3 protein-coding genes are annotated in these 3051 nt (G+C 34.5%); all 3 read left to right on the top strand.

Annotated features, from left to right (window positions below; translation table 11 throughout):
* Positions 1 to 93: 93 nt before the first annotated feature.
* Complete coding sequence (locus I4Q58_RS15310; protein ID WP_203296783.1) at positions 94 to 579, top strand: hypothetical protein; 486 nt, start codon at positions 94 to 96, stop codon at positions 577 to 579.
* 145 nt (positions 580 to 724) lie between these two features.
* Complete coding sequence (locus I4Q58_RS15305) at positions 725 to 1636, top strand: phospholipase D-like domain-containing protein (protein ID WP_203296782.1); 912 nt, start codon at positions 725 to 727, stop codon at positions 1634 to 1636.
* Between the two features lie 590 nt (positions 1637 to 2226).
* Positions 2227 to 2769 (top strand): DinB family protein, encoded by a 543-nt coding sequence (locus I4Q58_RS15300; RefSeq protein ID WP_203296781.1) that lies wholly within the window; start codon positions 2227 to 2229, stop codon positions 2767 to 2769.
* Positions 2770 to 3051 lie beyond the last annotated feature (282 nt).

The following is a 3051-nucleotide window of genomic DNA, read 5'->3' as shown; positions in this document are numbered from 1 at the left end:
AAACTAACACTCCTATCCTAACTGAAAAATACGTAAATTGATGACCGCGCCACAGAGGCGTTATACAAGACCGTTGTGTACAATGCTCAAAGAATGCTAAAGAAAATTAATTATAAACTCATTCTGTTAGAATGTCTTGCACTGATTTTTATAATCAATGGAATTAAAAGATTTTATGTAGCGTACCATGGAAATAAGGTGGATGCCTTAATGGATAAAGACTTCGAAAAATTTCAATCCCTAACCGATGTTCACCCTGGGCAATTTTTCAGATATGAAGCCTATTGGACTTTTTCAAGTGTGATATTTGGAATATTACTCGTTGGATTGATAAATTGGAAATATAAACTGGGAACAATAAACTCTTTGGGAGTTCTGCTTTTGACATCTGGGATTTCTGCGACTGGATTTTACATGTCTGGAATTATTAATAGATATCTGAATTATTTTTGTGCAATATTTTCAGAGAAATATGGAATGGCTTTTTTAATCGGAGGACTGATAATTTTACTAGTAGGAATTTTAATCCTTGGGAAAACAATTAAGATGAATAAAAGCACTGTACACAACAACGTATAAAGTGCATTGTGTCGGTTGAAGGAATACAATTGAATTTCACTTAAAATATCAAAGCTTCTTCCCTATCTGAAAAATTAGTACATTGAACCACAACACAACGACACTTTATACAAATCCGTTACCACACATATTAAACTGAATATCAATGAAATTCTTAACAGGAAAAGAACTTGAAAACGAAATAAATGATACAATTTTTTACGCTGAAAGGTATTTACTGATACTTTCTCCATTCATACAGCTTGATGATTACTTTAAAAACGAAATTTTTAAAAGCCATTTGAATAATTCACAAGTACAAATTATTCTGGGATTTGGAAAAAATGAACAGAACATTCAAAAAAGTTTTAAAAAACAGGATATTGATTACTTTACTCAATTTCCAAATATTACAATAGTTTATATTCCTAAGTTACATGGAAAGTATTACGGAAATGAGAAAAAATCTATCGTAACTTCGATGAACTTAATTGATTATTCCTTTATTAATAATATTGAATTTGGAGCATCAGCAGATCGTAAAATATTAGCTTCCAATACTTTTTTCGAAGATTCGCAAAATAAATGTTTCGAAACCCTTGAGGATGAAGGCTTCACAATTTTTGTAAAGAGGCCAAAATTCAAGAAAAAGCTATTTGGCTTAGGAAAGGATTATGTTGGTTCCGAAATTGAATTAGATTTATTAGACAACATTTCCAGAGGCCAAGAAATAGAAAGGATAAAAATCTCCTCATTTAGGAATGAGAAATATGTAAATTCAGGGATAAAAGGAATTAGAATCGATAGAAAAGACTTTAATAATCAACAAACTGAAAAAGAGGAAGAAGATTTTTCCAATGACACACATAACGGTCATTGCATAAGATGTAAAACGGAAATTTATCTTGACCCAGATCGCCCTTTGTGTCTTGACTGTTTTAGAACTTGGAATCAATATGCGGATGAATACTACCCGGAAAATTATTGTATCTCTTGTGGAGAAAAAAACGAAGTGAATTTTTCGAAACCAGCTTGCTATACTTGTTATAAGAAACTAGAGAACAAATACGTGTGGTAACAACGTATAACGTGCATGGCACGTAGAGGGTTAAGCTTATCTGATTTCCTACAGATTAATTACACCCCCTACCCTAACTGAATTTTAACTAACTTTATCAAACGTGCAACGACACGTTATACAAATCCGTTGCCAGTAATTGCGGTGATCCGCTTTCAGCGGAATTCACTCTGGCGGATTTGCTGATTCTCACTCGGTCGGGGTGACTCTCACTCGACCGGAAATTGATTAAACCTTTTAACGGAATTTTGATTTGATTTTGCTGCGTTGAGTTATTGAACTGATTAACTGATTTGAATCGTGGAAATGGAAAAATTGAATGGAAAACTGATTTGATTTAGGTCTGGGGTGATAAAGTTGAAGCTGAAGTTGAAAATGAATCTCTATCGAAAAAATCTTTTTCCGCAACTACAGGCAACAACGTATAACGCAAATTGCTCGGTTGATTCCTACAGGGAATCATCCTCGCTAGCGGAAAATCTCGAAAGTTTTGATTATTTTGTTCCGTAAATAGCGCATCTTGCGTTATACATGACCGTTGCCATTCATTGTGATAAAAGCTCAGTCTGGATTGAACAAAACTGAATTCTATGAGAATAATATTACTTATAACATCAATAGTGTTGATTTCGTCATGGAGTTTCTCTCTCCTTGCACAGGATAGTGATTTTATCAAAGAATATATCGAGAGATTGGAGAACTCAAGGGATTACTTGATTCTCGTAGCTGAATCAATGCCTGAAGAAAAATATGATTTTAAGGCATCACCAGAATCGCTTAGTTTCGAGGAAAACCTGATGCACATTGCCTGGGCAATGGACTGGCACAGCCAATCACTGATGGGAGGACGGAAAGCAAGAGATTGGGAAACGGACACGGAATTGAAAGTGGACAACAAATCAAAAAAGGAAATGATCGCCACGGTCAGAAGAACTTTTGGTAAAACCATAGACTTTATTTCCGAATTCGATATTGATAAGCTTGGGGAAAGACTTGACTATTTTGGACTCGATAGGACAAAAAGACAAATACTTCTTTTGCTCTCAGACCACATTACCCATCATAGAGGCCAAATGCTGGTATCTCTGCGGCTAAATGGATTGGTTCCGCCGAGATACGTACTATATCAATGACTATTACGAAAAAATTGATTTGATTAAAATGAACTGATATCCACAACGTAATGGCAACAACGTATAACGTCCATTGTGTCGGTATGGTCAAGCGATTGAAAAGTATTACAAGAACAAACAACTTCTCTCCTAACTGAATAATTTGTAAATTGGAAAACGACACAACGAGACGTTATACAATACCGTTATGTATAATTTTAATGACTGCATCGTCCTGAAATAGGTTGACTAAAAATTAACCCTTTTAGTACTATACCTTATGAAAGACAAAAAACCACCCTG

The organism is Luteirhabdus pelagi (genome assembly GCF_016827595.1).
Classification (GTDB): Bacteria; Bacteroidota; Bacteroidia; order Flavobacteriales; family Flavobacteriaceae; genus Luteirhabdus; species Luteirhabdus pelagi.
The sequence above is the reverse complement of the archived record's forward strand: the minus strand, read 5'-3'. Positions and strand labels throughout refer to the sequence as shown.

Bases quoted from the DNA above. Each gene is read 5' to 3' on its own strand.
- I4Q58_RS15305 (WP_203296782.1), top strand. From the start codon at position 725: ATGAAATTCTTAACAGGAAAAGAACTTGAAAACGAAATAAATGATACA.
- I4Q58_RS15300 (WP_203296781.1), top strand. From the start codon at position 2,227: ATGAGAATAATATTACTTATAACATCAATAGTGTTGATTTCGTCATGG.
- I4Q58_RS15310 (WP_203296783.1), top strand. From the start codon at position 94: ATGCTAAAGAAAATTAATTATAAACTCATTCTGTTAGAATGTCTTGCA.